At 63.2% G+C, this 18,025-nt stretch carries 19 protein-coding genes; 8 read left to right on the top strand and 11 right to left on the bottom strand.

The genetic code is table 11. From position 1 onward, the window contains the following. Window positions 1-11: 11 nt before the first annotated feature. The 4 genes from AC5WEY_RS11625 to AC5WEY_RS11610 all read right to left on the bottom strand — a co-directional run bounded on the left by AC5WEY_RS11625 (window position 12) and on the right by AC5WEY_RS11610 (window position 2,589). Complete coding sequence (locus AC5WEY_RS11625) at window positions 12-581, bottom strand: P-loop NTPase family protein (RefSeq protein ID WP_495646013.1); 570 nt, start codon at window positions 579-581, stop codon at window positions 12-14. 70 nt (window positions 582-651) lie between these two features. Then, a complete protein-coding gene (locus AC5WEY_RS11620; protein ID WP_495646012.1) occupies window positions 652-1,479 on the bottom strand; it encodes an ATP-grasp domain-containing protein in 828 nt (275 codons plus the stop codon). 60 nt (window positions 1,480-1,539) lie between these two features. Continuing rightward, window positions 1,540-2,157 carry a class I SAM-dependent methyltransferase gene (locus tag AC5WEY_RS11615; protein ID WP_495646011.1) on the bottom strand — a complete coding sequence of 206 codons (618 nt, stop codon included), beginning with the start codon at window positions 2,155-2,157 and terminating at the stop codon, window positions 1,540-1,542. Window positions 2,158-2,256: 99 nt separating this feature from the next. Further along, window positions 2,257-2,589 (bottom strand): VOC family protein, encoded by a 333-nt coding sequence (locus AC5WEY_RS11610; protein WP_495646010.1) that lies wholly within the window; start codon window positions 2,587-2,589, stop codon window positions 2,257-2,259. A 231-nt stretch (window positions 2,590-2,820) separates the two neighbouring features. Here AC5WEY_RS11610 and AC5WEY_RS11605 point away from each other — a divergent pair, with 231 nt between their 5' ends. Then, window positions 2,821-3,330, top strand: a complete 510-nt coding sequence (locus AC5WEY_RS11605; protein WP_495646009.1) for an alpha/beta hydrolase — start codon at window positions 2,821-2,823, stop codon at window positions 3,328-3,330. A 5-nt stretch (window positions 3,331-3,335) separates the two neighbouring features. On the opposite strand, the gene AC5WEY_RS11600 is transcribed toward AC5WEY_RS11605, so the two are convergent. After that, window positions 3,336-3,869, bottom strand: coding sequence for a nucleotidyltransferase family protein (locus AC5WEY_RS11600; protein ID WP_495646008.1), 534 nt, complete (start codon window positions 3,867-3,869; stop codon window positions 3,336-3,338). Between the two features lie 177 nt (window positions 3,870-4,046). Between AC5WEY_RS11600 and uraD (AC5WEY_RS11595) the strand changes: the two genes are divergently transcribed. The 4 genes from uraD (AC5WEY_RS11595) to pucL are packed head-to-tail and all read left to right on the top strand — an operon-like array spanning window position 4,047 to window position 7,710. Continuing rightward, window positions 4,047-5,951 carry a 2-oxo-4-hydroxy-4-carboxy-5-ureidoimidazoline decarboxylase gene (gene uraD, locus AC5WEY_RS11595; protein WP_057475551.1) on the top strand — a complete coding sequence of 635 codons (1,905 nt, stop codon included), beginning with the start codon at window positions 4,047-4,049 and terminating at the stop codon, window positions 5,949-5,951. A gap of 10 nt (window positions 5,952-5,961) precedes the next feature. Next, window positions 5,962-6,465 (top strand): 2-oxo-4-hydroxy-4-carboxy-5-ureidoimidazoline decarboxylase, encoded by a 504-nt coding sequence (uraD, locus tag AC5WEY_RS11590; RefSeq protein WP_495646007.1) that lies wholly within the window; start codon window positions 5,962-5,964, stop codon window positions 6,463-6,465. Next, window positions 6,462-6,788, top strand: a complete 327-nt coding sequence (gene uraH, locus AC5WEY_RS11585) for a hydroxyisourate hydrolase (protein ID WP_495646006.1) — start codon at window positions 6,462-6,464, stop codon at window positions 6,786-6,788. Before uraD (AC5WEY_RS11590) ends, uraH begins: the two co-directional genes overlap by 4 nt. A gap of 1 nt (window position 6,789) precedes the next feature. Then, window positions 6,790-7,710, top strand: coding sequence for a factor-independent urate hydroxylase (pucL, locus tag AC5WEY_RS11580; RefSeq protein ID WP_495646005.1), 921 nt, complete (start codon window positions 6,790-6,792; stop codon window positions 7,708-7,710). A gap of 10 nt (window positions 7,711-7,720) precedes the next feature. Here the strand turns inward: pucL and AC5WEY_RS11575 are convergent, their stop codons facing one another. Further along, window positions 7,721-8,353, bottom strand: coding sequence for a DUF2461 domain-containing protein (locus tag AC5WEY_RS11575; RefSeq protein ID WP_495646004.1), 633 nt, complete (start codon window positions 8,351-8,353; stop codon window positions 7,721-7,723). Between the two features lie 9 nt (window positions 8,354-8,362). Further along, the gene (locus tag AC5WEY_RS11570; protein ID WP_495646003.1) at window positions 8,363-9,931 is read right to left on the bottom strand and encodes a PucR family transcriptional regulator; all 1,569 of its coding nucleotides are present in this window, start codon (window positions 9,929-9,931) and stop codon (window positions 8,363-8,365) included. Window positions 9,932-10,130: 199 nt separating this feature from the next. Between AC5WEY_RS11570 and AC5WEY_RS11565 the strand changes: the two genes are divergently transcribed. Then, the gene (locus AC5WEY_RS11565; RefSeq protein WP_495646002.1) at window positions 10,131-10,943 is read left to right on the top strand and encodes an FAD binding domain-containing protein; all 813 of its coding nucleotides are present in this window, start codon (window positions 10,131-10,133) and stop codon (window positions 10,941-10,943) included. Continuing rightward, window positions 10,940-13,654, top strand: a complete 2,715-nt coding sequence (locus tag AC5WEY_RS11560) for a molybdopterin-dependent oxidoreductase (RefSeq protein ID WP_495646001.1) — start codon at window positions 10,940-10,942, stop codon at window positions 13,652-13,654. Before AC5WEY_RS11565 ends, AC5WEY_RS11560 begins: the two co-directional genes overlap by 4 nt. Here the strand turns inward: AC5WEY_RS11560 and AC5WEY_RS11555 are convergent. The 3 genes from AC5WEY_RS11555 to AC5WEY_RS11545 form a co-directional block, all read right to left on the bottom strand. Continuing rightward, complete coding sequence (locus AC5WEY_RS11555) at window positions 13,626-14,063, bottom strand: Lrp/AsnC family transcriptional regulator (RefSeq protein ID WP_032376860.1); 438 nt, start codon at window positions 14,061-14,063, stop codon at window positions 13,626-13,628. The genes AC5WEY_RS11560 and AC5WEY_RS11555 overlap by 29 nt on opposite strands. 98 nt (window positions 14,064-14,161) lie before the next feature. Beyond that, window positions 14,162-14,872, bottom strand: coding sequence for a CPBP family intramembrane glutamic endopeptidase (locus AC5WEY_RS11550; protein WP_057475558.1), 711 nt, complete (start codon window positions 14,870-14,872; stop codon window positions 14,162-14,164). After that, window positions 14,872-16,056, bottom strand: a complete 1,185-nt coding sequence (locus tag AC5WEY_RS11545) for an NAD(P)H-binding protein (protein WP_495646000.1) — start codon at window positions 16,054-16,056, stop codon at window positions 14,872-14,874. Before AC5WEY_RS11545 ends, AC5WEY_RS11550 begins: the two co-directional genes overlap by 1 nt. A 54-nt stretch (window positions 16,057-16,110) precedes the next feature. Between AC5WEY_RS11545 and AC5WEY_RS11540 the strand changes: the two genes are divergently transcribed. Continuing rightward, on the top strand, window positions 16,111-16,713 hold the full coding sequence (locus tag AC5WEY_RS11540) for a ribulose 1,5-bisphosphate carboxylase large subunit (RefSeq protein ID WP_495645999.1): 603 nt from the start codon (window positions 16,111-16,113) through the stop codon (window positions 16,711-16,713). A 3-nt stretch (window positions 16,714-16,716) separates the two neighbouring features. Here AC5WEY_RS11540 and AC5WEY_RS11535 read toward each other — a convergent pair whose 3' ends face one another. Further along, window positions 16,717-17,835 carry an acyl-CoA dehydrogenase family protein gene (locus AC5WEY_RS11535; RefSeq protein WP_495645998.1) on the bottom strand — a complete coding sequence of 373 codons (1,119 nt, stop codon included), beginning with the start codon at window positions 17,833-17,835 and terminating at the stop codon, window positions 16,717-16,719. Between the last annotated feature and the right edge of the window lie 190 nt (window positions 17,836-18,025).

The following is an 18,025-nucleotide window of genomic DNA, read 5'->3' as shown; positions in this document are numbered from 1 at the left end:
GTTCGGCTGCTTCAGCTCGGCGCGGCCGGACGGAGGCGATGCGCAATCCAGGCGTCCACTTCCCTGTGTGACTCGAAGCGTACGATTATCGACTCCGGACGCCGAACGTTGAGGTGATGCACTCTCTCCGGGGTCCGGGGGTACGTACGCCATGCCCATCGAATGATGTGGTCACGGTCGAAGAAGATTCGATGCAGCGGCGGCTCGACGTTACCGTTCCACAGTTCGCGCCTGCCGAATCGTCGACGCAACGTTCGAATCACGATCTGCCGCATCACCGTTCGCCGCGGTAGGTCGAGCCACAACATCAGATCCGCACGATCGGCGAGGCGATCCCGCACAGCTTGGTACTGCCACTCGGTAACCCACGACGGGCGCGCAATGAACTCCTCCACGTCGGACTCGAAAGTCGCCCGCGGCGTCCAATTCGGCCCGTGATAGAGACTGTCGATCTCGATGTGTTCGATTCCCAGAATCGATCCGAGACGGGCAGACAGCGTGGTTTTGCCGGAGCCGGACGTCCCCGCAACGACGATCCTCGAAGGCCGATGGGACACTGCATCGTTCGGTTCGAGAATCACGGACTCGACGCTATCCAATCGTCAGCACCGATGCGGCGTCGCGCGTGCTGTACCCGACTGAGTTCGCCCCCTACGGTTGGGCGCTCAGGGCTACGATCGCCTCTGCCATGTGGTTCACGAACTCTCGACGCGCCGACTCGGGCAACCGGTCGAGTGAGAGGTACGGGTTCAGGTCTTCGAGCTCGACCAAGAGCAGAGCCCCATCGACGGTGCGGCACGCGTCGACCCTCGTGATTCCGTGGTCGATGTCGTTCCAGTCGACGAATCGTTGCGCGAACTCTTCGTCCTCAGCAGAAGTCGAGTACGGCTCCAACTCCCAACGTCGGCCGGGATCCGGAGCGTACAAGGCATATTGCAGAGTGCGGCCGATGAAGTAGAACGACACCTCGTACACAAAATCGATTCGCGGCTGAATCAGAGTGTTCGGCTCCACGTCCGTCAGTTCGGCGCGCCCGATGTTTCGCATACCGATCGAGTCGGCGCCCCATTTCGGTTTCACCACATAGGTATCCACCTCGGGCAAGCGCGAGACATCCCGCGGATTGTCGACGGTAGGGATGACCGGAAAACCGTCTGCACAGAGATCGACCAGGTACTGCTTGCCTTTCTGGTCACCTTTGCCGGTGAGCTGCGTGAAAACTTTCGTGCCGTTCTCGCGTGCGTGGCGAGCGAACGCGTCGAACGCATCCTGGTACCCCAGCACGGGCCCCGAGTTTCGGACAACGACTACGTCGAACACGTCCATCAGCGCCCGCGCGTCGAGCGGGTGACACAGCGCAATGTCGACCCACTCGCGGAGCTGCGACGAGAGGAAGATGTCTTCGTCGCAGTAGCGTCGGCCCTTCGACAGATAAGCCAGGTCGGTGACGAAGAGAACACGCGGACGGTATGCACACATCGGGCAAAGACTACCCATCCGAGAGGTGGCCGGCAGGACATCGGCCGTAATCCGAGGCAGTCACGCTGTTCGCTTGCGCGCCATCAGATATGCCTGCGGTGTCGGCTCGTTTCCCACCGGGGCCCGGTGTATTCGAACCTCGATCTCGAACTCGGCGTCGACCACCATCTGTGCAATGGCGTCGGGGTCCAGTCGATAGGCGTCGTACGAGACTGTATGTCCGTAAACATGTTCGAGCCGCACTCGCTCGTCGCCGGATTGAAATGCCAGCAGAAGCAGAGCATCCGCTGCCATCACTCGGTTCAGTTCTGCAAATATCGCAGGCAGCTCCGCTGGAGGAGTGTGAATGATCGAGTACCACGCAACAATCCCTGCAACCGAGCCGTCTGACGCCGACAGTGACTCCATCGACTCGACACGAAATCTCAGATGTGGCAATTCGCGTCGAGCAACGTCGATCATGTTGGTCGACAAGTCGATTCCAGCGACGTCTACACCCAGACCGTGTAGGTGCTCGGTGATGCGGCCGGAACCGCAACCGACCTCGAGAACCTCGCCGCCCCGCACTCGGTCGGCAAACGTCGCCAAGAGACCCAGCTCGAGATGCTTGCCGTCGAGCTCACCACGAACGAGGTCTGCGTAGCTCTCCGCAACAGTGTCGTAGGCAGTTCTCGTCATCGAAACATGCTGCTGCTCGGCCACAATCGCTAGGGTACCGGTACACCCTGCGGGGTCAGGTACGAGTGTGTCAGCATCTCGAAGAAGTGGCCGGTGGGATCACGGAAATACACTCCGCGGCCGCCGTGTCCGGTATTGACCGTTCCTGGTTCGGTCATTCGGGGGTCTGCCCAATGTTTCGACATCGTTGTCGACCAGCCGGGCGTATGCATCGTCGAACAGGTCCTCGCTGACTCGAAAAGCGTAGTGCTGGAACTGAATGTCGTCCATCGGCGGTTCGGCGAACTGAATCAGTGTGCCGTCGGTGAGTTGCACGTTCACGAACGGCCCCCATGACGGAGCCTCTGGTAAGCCGAACAGGGTGCGGAAGAATTCGGCCGATGCCGAACTGTTCTTCGCGGCAATGATGGTGTGATCGAAAGAGATGGACATGCGCTGCCTCCTGGGCAGTACGACGCCTCCATGCCTGACGCAGTCCGTCATCGACACGCGACGCTGCCGCCGATGGTTCCACGAACCCTGAAACCCGGTCAACCCTCGTGCGCGTTTTGCGTAGCTGTGGCTACGCAAAACGCGCACGACAGAATTGTGCGACTACCGGTGACTTCACCGCCCCGATTCGGTCTTCTTCCATGACAGCATTGCCGAGGAAAGGACCCCAGCATGGTCGGTCGACTTCTGTTCGTTCATGGTGCCGGCGGATTCGTCGACGACGCGGGGCTCGCGCACGGGTTGGCCGGTGCTCTGCGTCTCGACCTTCGTATGCCGGAGCTGTCCGACACCGCCATGGGTTTCGAGGACTGGGCCGATCCGATTCGGCAGCACCTGGACCGGCTCGGACCGGAGGATTCGGTGATTGCGCATTCCTTCGGTGCATCGATCCTCGTCAGGGTCCTGGCAGAACGTGGCCGGGATCGGCCCGTCCGGGCTGCTCTACTGGCGATGCCGGACTGGACTCCGCGTGGCTGGGACGTCGCCGACTACGCGTTCACCACCCAGGAGCCGGAGACCGACCTGACGCTCCTCCACTGCCGGGACGACGAGGTGGTTCCCTTTTCCCACCTGGCGCTGAACTCGACGGCTCTCCCATCGGCGAAAGTGGTCGAGTTCCCGACGGGTGGTCATCAGTTCGACGGCATGATCGAGGCGATCGCGGCCGGCTTCAGAAAGTAGGGCAACTACCGATAATCGTGATCGATTCCCGTTGCCCACTGCGAGCACTCGACGGCACTCACGTCGTCGCGGCCTTTCAAAAAGCCCCGGGCACCGACATCGCCCGACGCCGACGCCGCAGCGGCCTCGAAATGACGCCGCGCCAACACGACGGGATGGCCGGGGCGGCCGTCGAACACGGCCCTGGCGAGACCGGTTTCCCGCGCAGCATCGAGAACGGCCCCAACCACCTCGGCTCCCACGTCCGGCGTATCGACCACATGCACCACCGCGTAGTCCGCATCCGACGCCGCGGTCAGACCGGCCTCGAACGACGCGCTCATTCCTTGTTCCCACTGGGGTGCAAGCACGGCGATCGCGCCGTCGGGGACATCGGCATCGGCCGCGCCCAGCACCACGATCACGCGGTCACAGCCGCCGTCGCGCAATGCCTGTACTGCTGTGCGAAGCCACAGCCCGTCGTGAGCGAGTACTTTCGGCGAGCCGTACCGCGTTCCGGCACCGGCAGCCAGAAGCACTCCTGCGGCAGAGTCGGACACCCTGGCTCCTTCCGTCGCTGGGCCGGTGTTGGATGTTCGTACAACGGCCACGTCGAGTACGCCCCGAAGTTTGTGCGCGCTCGACTAGCGAGGATAGGCGCGATGACCGATTCTTAGTGCACTTCTCCTGCAGCGTCGCAGGAATCCTGCCCTGTTGCTTCCGCGAGGTGCCCACCCATGTCCGTCAAGCCCACCACACGCAAACGTGTCCATCCCGTCGACGAAGTGCTCCCCGTTCCGAAACTTGCCGCCTACGGGTTCCAACATGTCGTCGCGTTCTACGCAGGCGCGGTCTTGGTACCGATCATCATCGGCAGCGCGATCGGACTGACCAACGAACAACTGATTCATCTGATCAATGCCGATCTGTTCACCTGCGGCATCGCGTCGATCATTCAGTCGGTCGGATTCTGGAAGATCGGTGTCCGCCTGCCGCTGCTGCAGGGCGTGACGTTCGCCGGTGTCTCTCCGGTGATCGCAATCGCGATGGCGAACGGCGGCGGCACCGAGGGGTTGCTGTACGTCTACGGCGCCGTCATCGTGGCCGGACTCGTCACGTTCTTCATGGCACCGTACTTCAGCAAGCTCTTGCGTTTCTTCCCGCCGGTGGTGACCGGCACCGTCATCACGATCATCGGTGTCGCCTTGCTGCCGGTGGCCGTCAACGATGCGGTGACCAATCCCGCTACGCACGAACAGGACCCGACCAACGGGCGGTGGATGGCGTACGCGATCGGCACTCTGCTGATCATCGTCTTGATCCAACGGTTCTTCAAAGGATTCATGGCCACCATTGCCGTGCTCCTCGGCCTGGTCATCGGCAGCGCCGTCGCATTCGTGCTGGGAGACATGAACTTCGACGGCACCTCGGAAGCATCATGGGTCGGTTTCACTCAACCCTTCCTGTTCGGTGTTCCCAAATTCAGTGTCATCGCAATCATTTCGATGATCGTCGTCATGCTCATCATCGCGGTCGAAACCACCGGCAGCGTGTATGCCACCGGTGAGATCGTCGGCAAACGCATCAAGAAGGACGACATCGCCGCGACCCTGCGCGCAGACGGCGTTGCTACCGTCATCGGCGGCACGTTCAACTCGTTCCCGTACACGGCATTTTCGGAAAACGTCGGTCTGGTCCGGCTGACCGGCGTTCGCAGCCGATGGGTGGTAGCCACCGCCGGTGGCATCATGATTCTGCTCGGCTTGCTCCCCAAAACGGCAGCAGTCGTGGCATCCATCCCGCCGCCGGTGCTCGGCGGAGCCGCGCTCGCGCTGTTCGCGACCGTCGCTGTGGTCGGAATCCAGACGCTCTCGAAGGTGGACTTCACCGATCACCGCAACCTGATCATCGTTGCTACCAGTCTCGGACTGGCGATGCTCGTCACCATCCAGCCCACCGTCTCGGAAGGCGTACCGGACTGGCTCGCAATGCTGTTCGGCAGTGGCATCGTTCTTGGCGCTGTCTCGGCAATCGTGCTCAACGTGTTGTTCTTCCATATCGGAAATCGCGGACAGGCCGTCGCCGGTGGTCCAGGGAAGGGCATCACCCTCGACCAGGTCAACGAGATGTCATCCGAGGACTTCGCTGCCACGTTCGGAGGCTTGGTGCAGGGCACACCGTGGGTTGTCGAGCGTGCTTACCAGCAGCGGCCCTTCGCCGATGCGCACGGTCTGCGCGAGGCGTTCCAGGAAGCACTGTTGGCCGGCACCACCGAGGAACAGATCGAGCTGATCAACAGCTACCCCGATCTCGGCAGCGAGGACGCCACCGGCACCCTCAACGCAGCGGACCACGTCGGCTTGTCCAACTTGGAGGAGGACGAGCACGACAACATCGTGCAACTCGCCGCCGAATACCGCGAGCACTTCGGCTTCCCGCTGGTGATCTGCGCGCGGGAGACCGAGCGCTACGATCGAGTCCTGGCCAATGGTTGGTCGCGCGTCGAGAATGCGCCGTCGGCAGAGCGGTCGTTTGCCATGATCGAGATTGCCAAGATCGCGAACTACCGTTTCGACGATCTGGTGGCAGATGCCAACCCGATCGCGGCCGCGCGGTTCGGTCGCATCAACGACTTCAGATAGTGAGCGCACGTTGCTACACGAATGGATAGGGCTCGACGGGTTCAATCGGCTCAGCGATCGACAAGCGATGCACGCGCTCTACGAGTGTTGTGCGTCGTCGATCTGGGCCCGTCGAGTGGCCCAGGGCCGCCCGTTCGACAATCGAGATCTACTGTTGGACAGAGCCGATCGAGTGCTCGCCGAGCTACCCGAAGCCGAGATCGATCATGCGCTCGACGGCCATCCTCGAATCGGTGGCAAGGCCGACAATCCGTCGTCGAAGCGGGAGCAGGCGGCGGTCACGACCGCCGGCACCGCGGTGCTCGAGAAATTGGCGGCGGGAAACCGTGCGTACGAGGACAAGTTCGGCCATGTCTATCTGGTGTGTGCCACCGGCAGGTCCGCGGAGGACCTGCTCGCTATCCTCGAGGAGAGGCTCGACAACGATGCCGAAACCGAGAGACGGGTGCTCCGCGTGGAACTGGCCAAGATCAATCGAATTCGCCTCGGCCGCATGCTGGGTCCGGAGCAGTGACCGGGTTGTCGACGCACGTGCTCGACGCCACCTCGGGGACCCCGGCGGTCGGAATGCGGGTGCGGTTGTTCCACCCCGAGAAGGGTGAGATCTCCACCGCTACCACGGACGGGGACGGACGCATCGGTGAAGTTGTACCCGGGCCGATCGATCCGGGCGTCTACCGTCTCTCGTTCGACACGGGTGACTACTTCGAGGCGACAGCGACACCTACTTTCTACCCCGAGGTGTCCATCTCGTTCACCGTCGCCGATCCCGATGCGCACTATCACGTGCCTCTGCTGTTGTCCCCCTTCGCTTATTCGACCTATCGCGGGAGCTGACATGACCGACCTGACCGGCAAGATCGTCCTCGGATCCAATCAGTACGGCAAGGCGGAGAACCGCGTGGTGCGGATCTATCGAGACTCGCCGCGGCACGAAATTCACGACATCAACGTGTCGAGCGCGCTGCGCGGTAACTTCTCCCCCGCACATCTGGTGGGTGATCAATCCAACGTGCTGCCTACCGACACCCAGAAGCAGACCGCGTACGCGTACGCCAAGACCAAAGGCCTACTGCACCTGGAGAGTTACGGCCTCGATTTGGCTCGCCACTACGTCGACGACGTCGAGCCCGTCGACGGTGCCCGCATCGAGCTCGAGGAGTACGCCTGGGCTCGAGCGGTGATCGACGGCGTCGAGCACGATCACACGTGGACACGCAAGGGTGAGGAGATCCGCACGTCGGCAGTGACCGTCGAAGGCAAGGGTGATGCCCAGCGGACGTGGGTGATCAGCGGCTTCAAGGAAATGGTGATCCTGAAGTCGACGGGTTCGGAGTTCCACGGCTTCCTCGAGGACGACCTGACGATACTCGAGCCCACCACCGACCGTGTGATGGCGACGTCACTGACCGCCCAATGGCGTTACACGACAACCGATGTCGAGTGGGACGAGGTGTACGCCGGGGTGAAGGCCGCCATGATCGAACGGTTCGCCAATCTGCAGTCCTTGGCGCTGCAGCAGACGTTGTACGCCATGGGCGAGGCGGTGCTGGAGAAGTATCCGTTCATCGCCGAGATCTCGATGTCGGCCCCGAACAAGCACCACTTCGTCTACGACCTGGGCAAGTTCGGTATCGAGAACAACCTCGAGGTGTTCAACGCGGACGATCGGCCGTACGGTCTGATTCAGGCAACCGTCGAGCGTGAGGATGCCCCGGACGCCGGAAGTGCCTGGCGGACTTACTCTGTCGTTGGATAGAGCGCTGCGCTCACGTGTGCAGCGCCGCGGTCCACTCCACCAACGGGGTGAGCGCCCGCCAGGCGTCGCGCACCTTCGTCGCGGCTTTCGGTGTCTTCAGCCACTCGGGTGAGCCGAAATGCTTACCCGCGGTGAGTGACTTGTGGCGCAGAAGGTCGATGCGCGGGTGATCGAGCTCGTATCCCCGCGGCTTGGTCTTGAGTTTGTCTCCCCCGATCTCGTATCCGGCCTTGGTCAACGTCGCCAATATCCGCTCGAGCTCGGCTCCGCGCACGTCGTCGTCGACGGTGCGGCGATAGCGGGCAACACCGTCGGTCGAGGAGTTGTAGAAGCCTCCGGCGACGAACAATCCGGCGGGGTCGATCTGGACGTAGTAGCCCAGACTGTCACCGCGAGCGACAAATCCGCCCTGATGAGTCTTGTACGGGGTCTTGTCCTTGGAGAAGCGAACGTCACGGTAGGGGCGGAAGACCTTGGCAGTACCGAACTCCGGTTCCAGTGTCGCGAGCAACGCCGTCATCGGCCCCTTGACCGCGTTCTCGTAGACCGTTTTGTGCTCGTTCCACCAGAGCTTGCTGTTGTCGGCCTCGAGGTCCTCGTAGAAGTCCAGCGCAGCGAAAGGGATTCCGGTGAAGCCTGTCATTCCTCGATCCTATGCCGCCCCCGTGGCCGACGACCGAGGGATGGATTGCAGAGCGAGGTAGACGTCCAGTCTGTCCTCGGTGGAGCCCAGGTCGCGGCCGAGCAGTTCCTCGACACGCTTGATTCGATACCGGACGGTGTTGAGGTGCACGTGCAACGAGTCGGCGGTTCGGTTCCAGGATCCGCCGGTGGCAAGAAACTCACGAAGTGTGTCGATCAGACCGGCGTCGGCGCGCCGGTCGTACTCGAGCAGGGGAGCCAGAACATGCTCGACGAAAGATCGACGCACGTCGTCGGGCAGTGCCGACAGCATCGACACTGCCGACGTCAGCTGCGCACCCGTGGTCACCGTGACGGGGCCGGTCCCCTGCCTGCTCATGTCGAGGGCGTGCCGGGCCGAACGCAGCGCGCCGTCGATGGTCAGTCCGGTGGCCTCCGAGCTGACGCCCACGAGCAGGCGGCTGCGACCGATACCGGAACCCAGGCGGGACAATCGGGTTCGGAGGGTATGCGCGATGTGGGGATCTTCGGTGTTCACGATCCCGACGATGTCGCCGTGTGTGCTGGCACCGACGCAGCCGCCACCGAAAGAGGTCAGAGTGTCACTGAGCACCGTCCGCAACACCTCGCGCAGATCGACCTTGCCGCTGTGCACGATCCTGATGACGACCAGCGAACGATCTGGATCGACGGCTGCCTGACGCAGCCGAGTCAGCGCCTCGGGCCTGCTGCTGTCGGCTTCGAGCAATGCCACGGCCTGGTCTGCTATTTCGCGCCGGACCAGCCGTCCTTCCTCACGTCGAGCGCGATCGAGGGCGGCGATGGCTGCCAGCTGACCGAACGCGTCCGAGATCGCGGGAAGGAACGTGTCCATGTCTCCCGCCACCGCGAGGAACCACCGCGTGGTTCTCTGCGCGAGCGACGGGCCGATCCCGAAAATGCTGTACGGCTCGCCATCACTGAGAGTCGTTGTCGTGGGCAGCCTTTCGGAGGACAGCGCGGCGTGTGTCAAGGTGTCGACGTCGGCATCGGAGAACGCGACGACTTCGGCTACCAACCGGCGTCCGGTAGCGGTGAAGATCAGGCATGCCATGCCCGTTTCCCTCGAGGTGTGCAGGGCCAGCTCGTCGAGGGCCCTACCGTCCGCGACCGCGGTGAGCAGTTGGCGGTGCCGAACGAGGGAGTTGTTGAGCGAGGCAATTCGATCACCGGTGACTCGCCCGACGAGAAACTCGGTGACCTCGCCGAACGAGACATTGTCCGGCACAGCGAGCAGAGGAAGTCCGTGCCGCTCGCAGGCGTCGATCAGATCTGCTGGAATATGGCCGAGCAAACCCTCCCCCGCCGCCAGCGCCGAGGCCCCGGATTCTGCGACAGCTCGGACGAACACCTCGCTGTCGGCCGGCGTTCGACGCCATACGAGGCCGGTGATGACCAGTTCACCGCCGGCGATGTAGCGCGACGGATCCGGCAGATCGGTGGTGTACGTCCACCGCAACGTACGTGCCAGCGCATCGGGGTCGGAGGTGAGTAATCGAATGCAGAGCCCTGAGGCGTCGAGCAAGTCCTTGACCTGCACTGTTGCCCTCCCCCGGCTCGGCATTGCTGCGCTCGTTCGAGGCAACCCTAGGTGCGTGTTGTTTCCGCCGAGTTTCGGACGGATCGCCGGACCACCGCGGATCGGTAACAGAAACTCACTACAGTTCGAGGTGACACATCGGGTGGTGGACCTGCCGGCGCGGTGGACGCTCCCGGCGAGGATGAGGTGAACGAAGACCATGGATCTCGGCACTGTCGACAGCATTCTGCTTCCCGACTCCCGGTCGGACCTGCCGCCGGGACGCGCGGACACCGCAGTACTCGCAGGTGGTACCTGGTTGTTCTCGGAGAAGCAGGATCATCTGAGTACCCTCGTCGACATCACCGCCTTGGGCTGGGAGCCGTTGACGGTCACCGAGGCCGGGCTCGAGATCGCCGCCACGTGCACGATCGAGACGCTGGCACGATTCGATTCGCCCTGGCCTGCGGCCGCACTGTTTCCTCGCTGCGCCGCAGCACTGTTGGCCTCGTTCAAGATCTGGAAGACCGCCACCGTCGGTGGCAACATCGCGTTGGCCCTGCCCGCCGGCGCGATGATCTCGGTGACCGCAGCCCTCGACGGCATCGGGCAGGTGTGGTCGGCAGACGGTCCCGAACACGACTACGACATCGCTATCGACGAGCTGATCACCGGACCGCACACCAACGCCCTTCGCCCTGGGGACGTGTTGCGCAGCATAGAGATTCCACGGCGTGCACTCGAGGCGAGGACCGCGATACGCACGCTCGCGCTGTCGCCACTCGGCCGATCGGCCGCGGTGGTCATCGGGCGGGTCGACGCCGGCGGCGAGTTCGTGCTGACGGTCAGCGCATCGACCGTCCGCCCGTTCGTACTTCGCTTTCCCGCTCTGCCGACGGCCGCCGAGCTCGACGACACGATTGCCGCGGCAATCGGTCCCGAGCATTGGTACGACGACCCCCACGGTGCGCCGGACTGGCGTCGACACATCAGTTGTACTGCAGCCCAGCAGATTCGCGAGGAGTTGTCATGATCGTCGACATCAACGGTGTACCGACCGACGTCGATCCGCGGCCGGGCCAGTGCCTGCGAACCATGCTGCGCGAACACGAACACTTCGAAGTGAAGAAAGGCTGCGACGCGGGCGATTGCGGAGCATGTTCGGTGCTCGTCGACGGTGAACCGGTGCATTCCTGTATTTTCCCCGCATTCCGTGCCGCCAACAGGTCCGTGACCACCGTTTCCGGGCTCGGGACTCCGGAAGACCTGCATCCCATGCAGAGTCGCTTCGTCGAGGCCGCCGGTTTCCAGTGTGGGTTCTGCACAGCAGGAATGGTCGTCACTGCATCGACCCTGACCGAGAACGATATGGACGAACTCCCCGAGCGGCTCAAAGGGAATCTGTGCCGCTGCACCGGGTACCGGGCCATAGCCGACGCAGTAGGTGGTGTGGTGAACACCGAGAAAGCCGTCGACGGACCGGCCTGCGGGCGGTCCGTCGCTGCACCCGCCAGTGCCCGGATCGTCACCGGAACCGAGCCCTACACCCTCGATCACGCACCTCCGGGACTACTGCATGCCACGGTGCTCGGCAGTCCGCACCCGCACGCGCGCATCGTCACCGTCGACGTCACTGCCGCGGAGCGGGTGCCCGGGGTTGTGCTGGTCCTCACCGCGAAAGACAGCCCCCCGACTGCATTTTCGACTGCACGCCACGATCGCCGCGTCGACGATCCCGACGACACCCACGTGCTCGACACCGTCGTACGGTTCATCGGCCAGCGGGTCGCGATCGTGGTCGCAGATTCGGTCGCTGCCGCGGAGGAAGGGTGCCGCGCCCTCGATGTCGAGTACGACGTGCTACCCGCAGTGTTCGATCCCGAATCCGCGCTCGAACCCGACGCGCCGAAGATCCACGGCGACAAGGATGCCGCCGCTCGAATTGCGGATCCGTCACGAAACCTGGTGGCAGAGTTGCACGGCAGCACCGGAGACGTCGACGCAGCGGTCCGAGACGCAGCGGCGGTGGTCACCGGACGGTGGACGACGCAGCGGGTTCAACACGTGCACCTGGAGACCCACGGCACCATCGGGTGGCTGGACGAGACGGGGAAGCTGAATCTGCGCACCAGCACTCAGGTTCCGTTCCTGGTACGTGACGAGATCTGCCAGATCTTCGGCCTTCCACGCGAGCGGGTGCGGGTGTTCACCGCACGTGTCGGCGGCGGCTTCGGCGGTAAGCAGGAGTTGCTGACCGAGGACGTCGTGGCGCTGGCAGTGCTCCGCACCGGTCGACCCGTGCAATTCGAGTTCACCCGGACCGACGAGTTCACGGTGTCCCCGTGTCGGCACCCGTTCCGGGTCGACGTCACCGCTGCCGCGAGTGCCGACGGCACGTTGACCGCGTTGTCGATCGACGTTCTCACCGATGCCGGGGCCTACGGCAATCACAGTGCCGGAGTGATGTTCCACGGGTGCGGCGAGTCCGTCGCGATCTACCGGTGCGCCAACAAGCGAGTCGATGCGAAAACCGTCTACACCAACAACATTCCGTCCGGAGCGTTCCGTGGCTACGGACTGGGACAGGTGATGTTCGCGATCGAATCGGCAATGGACGACCTTGCGAGAGAGATCGACGTCGATCCGTTCGAGTTTCGCCGGCGCAACGTGATCGTCCCCGGCGACGACATCGTCGCCGCGCATTTAGAGGAAGACGACCTGCAGTTCGGAAGTTACGGCCTCGATCAGTGCATCGACCTGGCCCAGGCAGCTCTGCGACGCGGCAACGGTGAGCATGCCCCGACAGGATGGAAAGTCGGCGAAGGAATGGCGGTGGCGATGATCGCAACCATTCCACCACGCGGTCATCGCGCCGAGACTTCCGTAGCACTGCTGCCCGAGGGTCGGTACGAGATACGCGTCGGGACAGCAGAATTCGGGAACGGCACCACTACCGTGCACACCCAGATCGCAGCGAGCGAGTTGGGCACCTCGGTCGATCGCATCGAGGTCGATCAGTCCGACACCGATTCCACCACCTACGACACCGGAGCCTTCGGTTCGGCCGGCACCGTGGTTGCGGGCAAGGCTCTGTACGCGGCAGTACGCGCCCTGTCTGCGCGGATCGTCGATATCGCGGCAACCGTTGCCGGACAACGTAACTCGGACTGCATCCTGGGTCCCGAAGGCGTGCGGTGCGGCGATCGGTTCGTCACCCTCGACGACATCCTGGCGACGGCGGGCGGATCGCTGGTCACCGAGGGCAACAGCGGCGGGCTACCGCGATCGCTGGCCTTCAACGTCCAGGCCTTCCGGGTGGCGGTGGACGAGGAGACCGGCACCGTGCGGATTCTGCACTCGGTGCAGAGCGCGGATGCCGGAACTGTGATGAACCCCCAGCAGTGCCGCGGTCAGGTGGAAGGCGGCGTTGCGCAGGCCATCGGCAGCGCCCTGTACGAGGAAATCCGCACCGACGGTGCCGGTCTGGTCACCACCGATACCATCCGGAGCTATCACGTTCCGCAGTTCGCGGACATTCCGCGGACCGAAGTTCTGTTCGCCGACACCTACGACCGGTTGGGCCCTTTCGGTGCGAAGTCGATGAGCGAGTCTCCGTACAACCCGGTCGCTCCTGCGCTGGCAAACGCCATCCGTGATGCCGTGGGGGCGAGGCTGTACGACCTACCAATGTCCTCGGACCGCGTGTGGCGGGCCGTCAGCGATCGTAGAACGTCTGCAGAATGATGGTGCTGCGTGTCTGCACGTTGGCGGTGGCCCTGATTTCCTGCAGTAGCCGCTCGAGTGCACGGGGTGACTCGACCCGCACCAACAGCACGTAGCTTTCCTCGCCTGCAACCGAATGGCATGATTCGATGGCCGAGAGGTGCTTCAGCCTGGCGGGAGCGTCATCGGGTTGGGCCGGATCGATGGGAGTGATGGCCACGAAGGCCGACAACGGCCGACCCAGAGCTTCGGGATCCACTTGGGCGGTGTAGCCACGAATCACGCGCCGCGACTCGAGCCGTCGGACTCTGGATTGGACGGCCGACACGGACAAGGACGCCTTTTCCGCCAGCGTCGCCAACGTAGCGCGGCCGTCGGACACCAGCTCGTCGATGATCAGACGATCGACGCGATCGAGATTTTCACTCACCTGCGCAATCTAGCCCAGTTCCGGAAGGAATCAGCACGCAGGACCGTTTCTGCCGACCGAATCGGTGTTCACGCCTCTTTCCCGTCGAACATCGGCGATCACACGAACAGTGGGGGCAGTGCGAGGACCATGACGGCCGACCAACTGACGTGCGTGAGGATCGGTGCCAGGATTCCACCCGATGCACGCCGCTGAAGGCCCATTACGTATCCCAGCAGCACAGCGGCGAACCCGAGCATCGGATTGCCGGACGCGAGAGTGGCGATCGCGTACACGACGGTCGAGATGATCACCGGGTTCTTGACGCCGATCGCCGCGTACAACGCTCCGCGGAAGAAAATCTCCTCCGCGACGCCGTTGAGCAGCGCGATGAAGACGATCAGCACCAGCGAGCCCACCCTGGCGTGCGCGAGCACGTTCTCGGTGAAGTCGGCCAGCGGCGGAATCTGACGCACCACGAGACCGCCGAGCATGAACACCCCGCCTACGGCGAGACCGATGAGGATGGGCGTGACAATCGGCCGCCTGATCGATCCCCCGACCTGAATACGCCCGAGATGCAATGGGCCCGACAGAAATCCGCCCACCGTCCACACCGCCGCCAGCAGCAGCGTCAGCGCGTAGAACACCGGATCGCCCGGCTCGACCTTGAGCGAGAAGTAGAGCACCGTGGCACCGATCACCAATGTGATCAACACGACGATGCGCCGCTTACGGAACGCTGCGTCGGACTGTCGGTGGTCTCGCTCGACGGGATCGACCAGAGCGGACTTCATCACGTTGAGTGCGGTCGTGGACCACGTTCCCATCACGCCTCCTCGGTATCGGTCAAGCGACGCACGGCCGACGTCACGCGTCGGTTCACACCGGCCACCACGTCCAGGTTGGTTCGCACCGCTGCCGCGACGGGCTTCGAGGACAGCAGTCGCCGCCCGCCGAGGGCTTCGATCAAGCCCCAGGTACGGTCCGAGGACGCTGCCACACCGCGGCGCCGGACTCCCAAGGCGTCGCCGCCGCTCCACGCCGCGTCCGTGTTCGCCAGCCGAAGCGGATCCTTCAGCGCGCACACACCGGGAGGCTCACCGACCATGCCTCGCACACTACGGGCCATGGCGTCTGCGATGGTGGTCAAACCCCGTGGAGGGTCGGGAACGAGGTCACGTATCCGGCTCTCCGACGTCGTCATCGTGTTGTGCAACGACCCCACCAGATCCTCGGCGAGCCCACCCGGAACCGGAATGATCAGGCCTATCACTTTGCCTGCGAGCGAGGTCGGTACGAACGGCACCGGCACCCCGATCCGCTGAAGACCGGCAGCTTCGACGTACGCGAACACCAGATCGCGATACGGCACCACGTCCGGCCCGCCGATGTCGTACGAGCCCGCCGGCACCGTCTCGGCGTCCGCGGACGCCACCAGATAGTGCAATACGTCGTCGACGGCGATCGGCTGCACGGGCTCGGCGAGCCAGCTCGGCAGCGGCAGTACCGGCAAGCGGTCGGCGAGGTAACGCAACATCTCGTAGGACGTCGAACCGGCCCCCATGACGATGGCCGCACGGAGCCAGACCAACTCGACGCCGTCCACCGTCAGCGCTTCTCCCACGTCAGCACGACTGGCGAGATGCTCGGAGAGGTGGTCGTCGTCGGGTACGAAACCACCCAGATACACGATCCGCTGCACACCCGCCCGGGCCGCAGCTGCGGCGAACTGTTCGGCGGACCGCCGATCCTGCGCACGATAGTCGGACTCACCGATGGCGTGCACCAGGTAGTACGCAATGTCGATGGGCCCGGATTCTGCGAACGCATCCGCACACGACTGCTGGTCGGTGACATCGAGCGATACAGCGGTGACGGAGTCGTAATAGTCGAAAGTGCGCAGATTGCTCGGGGTACGTGACCCGACGACGACATCGGTGTCGTCTGCCAGCAGAGCTGCCACCAGCCGCGACCCGATGTATCCGCTGGCACCGGTGACAAGAGCTCTCATGCTACGAGGCTAACGGCACTCGGGGCGTGGTGTCGGTGTGGCATTGTCGCTCCTATGGCTCTGGTGTTGGCAGGTGTGGTGCTCCCCGATCCACTCGGTACCGAAACGGTGCTCCGGCGCGGAGTCGCGGTGGCGCGGGTCGGTGTGAGCTGGATGCTCACCACAACCGAATTCGCGCTTACCCTGCCCGGCCGAATCGAAGCACTGATGAACCACATAGAGACATTGATGACACGCATCGACGGGTTGATCGACTCGGCCGACGCGGTTGTTGCCAATGTGCAGAGAACGACCGGTGCCGCGGACGAGGTCGTCGCGTCGGCATCGGTCGCCTCACACACTGCGCTCGAGCTGATCGAAATGTTCGATCCGATCGCCAAGCAGGCCGAGCCCATGGCGCGCAGGTTCATCGACAACCTGTCCGACGAAGAGGTCGACGCCGCCATCGCCATGGTCGATCAATTGCCCGGCCTTCTCGATCACATGGAAGCTCTGCTCCCCATCCTTGCCACCCTCGACACCGTGTCGCCCGAGATCCACGAGTTGCTCGGAGTCACCAAAGATGTCCGACGCGCAGTGATCGGCATCCCCGGGTTCAAGTTCTTCCGCAACCGGGGCGAGGACAAACTGAACGAGGAAGAACGCACCGAAGACTGACCGCTACTTGACGAAGGCGAAATCCTCACCCGCGTGGAAGCGAGCCAGGGTCTCCGAAATGGATCGTCGTGATGGCGGATGAAATGCGAAGGCGTGCAATGCCGAAGCCACGTACGCTATCTCGGGTGACTTGATGAAGCCGATTCCGCCGAGCGATTCGATGGCAGCCGAACTACTACGGACGAGTGCGTCACGTATCGCGAAGCGATTGAACAACAGTTTCACCGAAATGTCCTGTCCGCGTTCACCTTCGTCGAAAGCGCGGGCGACGTTCTCGATAGCCGCCATGGATACCTCGAGTTCGGCTGCCGCCCGAACGTAGCCCTCGTAGTCGCCCTTGTTCTGCTCGATCATCCGCTCGAGCAGAGACGTCGCTGCACCGATGTAGTTGGCAGAGATCAGCATTCCGAACCAGAGGTAACCGGTCATCTCGTGCACGCCATCGGGATCGTCGTCCTTGTTCGGCAGCACCAGGCTTGCGGGCACTTCGACGTCTTCGAGCAACACTTCTTCGCTTTGCGCGCCGGCCAGAATGTCGGTGGTCCAGAACGGCTTGACACTCATACCCGGGAGGCTGGCCGGAATCAGCGCGACGGCGCGGTCACCCGAGTCGATCTCGACACTGCAGGTGAGCAAGTCCATCGAACGGGCCAGACTGCACGGCTTCTTGCTTCCGTTGACGATGTAGTTGTCGCCCTTCTTGACGGCTGTCATCGTCGGAATGAACACACTTCCTCCGGTGACACCCTCGGAGAATCCGGAAGCGACGATCGCCTTCTGTTCGACCAATCCCTTGATCAGGGCGCGGTCGTCCTCGGTCGCATCGCGAGCGAACTCGGTCAGGGATGCGAGCGACAGATGGTGCATCGTGGTTCCCGCGCCGAGAGAGGGCGAGCGAGACCCGATCGCCCGCTGCGCCCGGACCGCGTCGATGGCGGGAGCGCCGAGACCGCCTAGTTCGCCCGGGACCACCAAACCGGTACCACCGAACTCTCGGAACTTGTCGATCGCGTCCGATTCCCGGGACTCGAGCTTGTCCAGCGGGGTTGTGTCCAGATAGTGCATCAAACCCGGCATGTACTTCTCGAGGGTTTCTCTTTCGCGCACCATTAATCCAGTCACAGTTCTTCTCCTTGTGTCACTAATCGATTGTGTGCCACTAATTGAATGCGGTTCGACAATTTGTACCATCACATGATCGCGACAAATCGGCCGAAGAACCACAAACACAGCGGTGGAGCAGGTGAATTCGCGCTGACCGTCGACAATACCCTGTGACCTGGGAAGTTAAACTAAAGATATCGTAAAATTT

It is taken from the genome of Rhodococcoides sp. S146-33, assembly GCF_059489205.1.
The sequence above is the reverse complement of the archived record's forward strand: the minus strand, read 5'-3'. Positions and strand labels throughout refer to the sequence as shown.